The sequence below is a fragment of the Moorena sp. SIO4A5 genome, assembly GCF_010672005.1.
Classification (GTDB): Bacteria; Cyanobacteriota; Cyanobacteriia; order Cyanobacteriales; family Coleofasciculaceae; genus Moorena.
On sequence record NZ_JAAHHZ010000323.1, the window covers coordinates 1 to 5,178 of the forward strand.

5 protein-coding genes are annotated in these 5,178 nt (G+C 39.9%); all 5 read right to left on the minus strand.

Annotated features, from left to right (window positions below; all coding sequences use genetic code 11):
- Positions 1–1,048, minus strand: a 1,048-nt coding sequence (locus F6K57_RS36110; RefSeq protein ID WP_293072910.1) for a glycosyltransferase, incomplete at its 3' end; no start/stop codon positions are given.
- Positions 1,045–2,349 carry a hypothetical protein gene (locus F6K57_RS36115; protein WP_293072912.1) on the minus strand — a complete coding sequence of 435 codons (1,305 nt, stop codon included), beginning with the start codon at positions 2,347–2,349 and terminating at the stop codon, positions 1,045–1,047. The genes F6K57_RS36115 and F6K57_RS36110, both read right to left, overlap by 4 nt.
- The gene (locus tag F6K57_RS36120) at positions 2,312–2,503 is read right to left on the minus strand and encodes a hypothetical protein (RefSeq protein WP_293072915.1); all 192 of its coding nucleotides are present in this window, start codon (positions 2,501–2,503) and stop codon (positions 2,312–2,314) included. The genes F6K57_RS36115 and F6K57_RS36120 overlap by 38 nt, the downstream gene beginning before the upstream one ends.
- 365 nt (positions 2,504–2,868) lie before the next feature.
- Positions 2,869–3,963 (minus strand): glycosyltransferase, encoded by a 1,095-nt coding sequence (locus F6K57_RS36125; RefSeq protein WP_293061038.1) that lies wholly within the window; start codon positions 3,961–3,963, stop codon positions 2,869–2,871.
- Between the two features lie 64 nt (positions 3,964–4,027).
- The coding region (locus F6K57_RS36130) for a glycosyltransferase family 4 protein (protein WP_293072918.1) at positions 4,028–5,178 on the minus strand (1,151 nt) is incomplete at its 5' end.

Below are 5,178 nucleotides of genomic sequence, written 5' to 3' on the forward strand. Positions count from 1 at the left end.
CTTTTCCTAACGCTTTTCTACCTTCATTACCCATCAAAATCAGCTCTTTCCAAGCCCTAGCCAATGCTTCTGAGTTTCTTGGGGGTACCACTCGTCCCGTATTACCCACAATCCAGGCTGAATCACCGACATCTGTTACCACACAGGGAACACAACTCGACATTGCCTCTCCAATAACTAAAGGAAAGGCTTCCCCATAGGCAGAAGCCACAGTATTAATATCTAGAGCAGCAGTAAGGCGAGGAATATCAGTGCGTTCTCCTAGTAAGTGGAAGTGATTCCATAGTCCTAAGTCCTGAATCAAGGAAGATAAAAATTTATTATTTTTATCAACCTCTGTGCCAGCCATAATAAAATGCACATCAGGAAAAGTTTTGGCTAACAATGAAGCAGCCATAATAAAATTTGGGTGATCTTTCATGGGGTGATAACGACCAATTAATCCGATTAAAACCGATTGCTCAGACAAGCCTAATTCAGACCGAAAAGCTGCTCTAGCTTCCAGGGATGGTTTAAATAAAGACGTGTCAAATCCATTCGGAATTACACAGCTATTTTGCGAAGAATATCCCAACGCTTCATGCTGTAATTTACTTTGATTAGATACAAAGCAAATTCCCTGAATAAATTTAGAAATTATAGCACCACTTTTAATCAGAGATGCTGTCATTTTATTCTCAGATGACAAGGAATAAACTGAATGATGAATGCTCCACAAAAGTGGGATTTTATGGGAATAAAAACTACTAGCTAATTTGGCAGCTATATTTCCGTGATACATCCATCCCTGAATTACGTCAGGCTTGAGAGTATTCACCGTATTAATTAACTTAGACAATGCCTTTAGGGTTGGAACCTTTCCTGGTTCAAGACCAATATGAACAACAGGTATACCCAAAGATTCAATGCGATCGCCTACCGTATCACGCCCCATTAGAGACAGTACCACTGGACTAAAGCGCTTTCGGTTTATCTTGGATAGGAGATGATATAACATCAACTCTGCACCTCCTATTGAAACTCCAGTAGTAAGGTATAGTATTTTCATAATCTATAGTTCTTTTTCCAATAAACTTTGCTAACGAAAGATAGTAAGAGACCCATAGCCGCAAAAAACCAAAAATTAGCAATTAGGTAAGCCTCTGGGTCACCAAAGGTAATAAAATCTATCCAGGTTACAGCTGTTAAAATATAAACAAATGGCATCCAGTATATTGTATGTAGCTGATTATTAAAAATAGTTTGTAGATAACGACCAATCCAACCAAAACTCAACGATATGATAATTAGTCCGACCCAAGACATACTATAGATACCAAAGGCCAGTATACCTGGTGGTATAGCAAACTCATTGGAGCCTATGATATTTGCTGTATTCTCAAAGGATAGGGTTTCTGGGAACTCCATATTAGTCAGACGCTCCGGTATTAAGGAAAGCACCCCATAGTAGATATCCAGAAATAGCCGCATTGGATAATGATTATTAAAAGCTGCATCTAGGGAATGAACTGGAAACACAAAGTTCTCTACTAGTTCGATAATGCTAAAGCTTTCATTGGAACCACTGTCCAGAGATTGTCTAAAGCGTTCCACTACAGCAACATAGCCATCTGGCAAAGCACTTAAGCTAAAAAACAGGGTTTTGCCGTGAATCAGAAACAGAGCAGCACTAGAGACAAAAGTAAGGGTGAAAGTAAAGGAAAATTTGCCAGTTTTAAGGACATAAACTAAATAAAACCCGATAATGTATCTGACAAAAGGAATACGCCCAGCTGTTAAAGTGGCTGAAATCCAGGAAGCGACTACAGATAGCAAAAACAAACTAAATAGGATTAATTTACCTTGTTTTATTTTACTAAAAAATACCACTGCTGCCAATAAATAAGAGGCAAAGAATGAAAAGAACATAAAATTCTTAAAAAAAACCAGGTTGCCACTTTCAACTGTGGTTGATCGAATCAGGTGGCTTTTAGCAAGGGCTACCATAACGCCACCATACTGAGAGCCATAGATTTGAATAGATAGACAAGAGAATAACAGCAGCAAAATAGCAAATACAATCACAACATTGTCACTATAGCTCTTGATAGTAATCGTTTTTCCAAATTTTTCAGCCGACTTAGAATAGAAACCAATAACAATCAGAATGTATCCCACAAATATAGCAATAACTGTTTGTGGGTTGTCAGTGTATAAGGTATTTCCCCAGTTCAACTCATGCCTAGCATTCTCTAGGTTAGCTGATAAGACAAATCCTGGAAAAGCATAGACAAGAAAGAAAATCAAGTTAGCCAAGGTCAGGAAATCCAACTTACCGGTTTTTTTTCGTTTTATTTCTGTAAGGAACATACATAAGATTAGTCCCAAGTAAGCTGTGGCTAACATAGTCAATTATTTCTATAGCAAAGGGAGTAGGGAATAGGGAGTAGGGAGTAGGGAGTAGGGAGTAGGGAATAGGGAGTAGGGAGTAGGGAGTAGGGAGTAGGGAGTAGGGAGGGTGCATCTCAGTTTTGAAAATTTTCCGTAGGGTGCGTTAGGGGGCCTTCATTTTTCGCCTCGTAGTCAGGGTTATGTTGCTGCCCGTAACGCACCACCGTGTCAAACAGCTTTTAGGAGATGCACCCAGTAGGGAGTAGGGAGTAGGGAGTAGGGAGTAGCCAATATGGCATCAAAAACTTTGACAATTTAATTTATTTAGAATTGCTATATATATCCTATAAAGTAAAAAATGATCCCCCTAAATCCCCCTTAATAAGGGGGACTTTGAGGTTGAGAAGCGTACCTCATAACTGCGATAAACGCTATAAAAACAATACATTTAGGAAAATTTTGAATTTTGAATTTTGAATTTTGAATTAACTAACGACTTTAGTTTAAGATAGCCAAATACTCAGAAACCGCTCGCTCAGTAGAAAAGTACCTTGCCCGCTCCATTAATTTATCCTGAGTTAATGGAGATTTAAGTACTTGTAACATAGCTAATGATAAAGCGGCTGAATCCCCGACTGGTACTAAAATGCCATATTGTCCTGCTGATAAAATTTCCGCTGGACCACTAGGACAATCTGTAGCAATTACTTGGCAACCACATGCCATTGCTTCAATTAACACAGTGGGTAACCCTTCCCAGCGAGAAGACAAAACCAACGCATTCGCTTTACTCATATATGCATAAGGATTCTCTACAAAACCTGGCATAGAAACATCCGCTGCAATTCCTAGTCTGTTAATGGTTGCCTCTAATTCGCCTCGGGATTCCCCTTCACCTAAAATCACCAGGCGAGCGATCATTTTTTTTCTTAAACGTGCAAACGCTTGGATTAGAGTCAAGAAATCTTTCTGAGGTGATAATCTACCAACAGCCAAAAAGACAGGAGGAGCGTCTTTGCGAAACCAAGGATGGCTCAAAGGCATTTTTGATTTGGCGATTAGCTGATGATTAACCACTGGATTGTAAATTTCTCTGACTTTGCCTTGGTCAAAACCAAGTTGACACTCCAAATCCCGTGCTACTGCTTGAGAAACTCCGACAATTTCATCAGCACGAGGGTAAAACCATTTCATCAGTGGTGGTACCAATTTAGCTCGCATTAACTGAGACTTAGAAGCTGAAAAAGTGTTGTGTTCTACCAATACTAATCGAGTTTTGGTACGAGCTAACTCTTTGGCTGCTACAGCAATGACGTTAGCATGAGCCAGATGAGAGACTAGGGCAGAAGGTCTGTTTTGTTGTAAGTAACGTGACAAGGGTTGAATTGCTTTCACAACTCGTCCGGCTGCCAAGTTAACTAGACGCACCTCCTTAGGCACTTGGCTTAGATAAGGTCCGTCAGCACTGGCAAGAACTAGATCCAACTGGACATCTTGTTCCAACATCCCTTTGAGCAAGTTAACTGTTACCCGTTCTGCGCCACCGTCATAGAGAGCAGGTAGAAAAAAAGCGATATGCTTTATATCCATCATTCTTTTATAGATTATACTTTATAGCAGTTTTCAATTAATCCCTGTTAGATCTGCTGTCAGTGATTCATAAAGCTGACTGCTGACTGCTGACTGCTGACTGCTGACTGCTGACTGCTGACTGCTGACTTATAACGTCACTAAATAAAATTTCCCAGCGTTCTATTATTGTTCCTAAACCAAATTGTTCTGTAATTTTTGGAGCATAAGAGGCTAGACGTTTACGCTCTTCCTCATTGGATATTAAACGCTCCAGTGCTGTAGCTAAGGCTAACCTATTTTCACTGGGCACCAAAATCCCATTTACACCATCACGAATAACTTCTCGTGGACCACTAGGACAATCTGTTGAAACAACGGGGAGTCCACAAGCGAGTGCTTCAACTAAAACCCCTGGTAACCCTTCAAAGCGGGAAGACAAGACAAATAATTCTGACCGTTTTAAGACTGAAAAGGGATTACGAACAACCCCAGGGAAGATGACATTATCAGTTAAACCTAATTGATCTCTGAGATTTTCAAGCTCTGGACGAAGCTCCCCTTCTCCTAAAATTATAAGTTGCCAGTCTGGATGGTGACCAGCATGTTTTTTGAAAGCAGATAATAAAATATCAAACCCTTTCTGATGGGTAAGCCTTCCAATAGCAACTATCCATTTTTTAGTTAGATCAGCTCCTTTAGTTTCCAGTAATTTATCCATACTAGGTCTGGAATTGATACTAGCCAATGGGTTATAAATTACTGCTCGTTTAGTTTCGGGGAGCCAGTCAAAATACTGATTCACCCCATCCCCTACGCTCACCACTTTATCTGCAAAGGAATAGGTGATATGTCGCAATCTATCCCACATTTTTCCACTAGAACTTTTCCGAGGATCATTTTGTTCACTTACCAGAACCGGATAGTTAGTCTTAACAAGAGCTAACAGGGTCAAGATATTGATTTGATCTAAGAAAGAAATGACAACATCAGGGTGTAGGGATTTAATGGTTCGTCTCAAGACCCACAAACGATAGAGGTTATTCAAAATTCCATGAATAAAAGTTGGTGAGTTTTTGGCGATATTAAGGGCTACTCGATTAACCCCATCAGGTAATTTATAAAAGTCAAGATAGGTGTCATCAATTGTTACCACATCAACTTGATAACCCTTGTTAAAGAATCCTTTTGCTAGCAAAGCTACCGCTCGCTCAGCACCTCCACAGGAGAGAGATGACG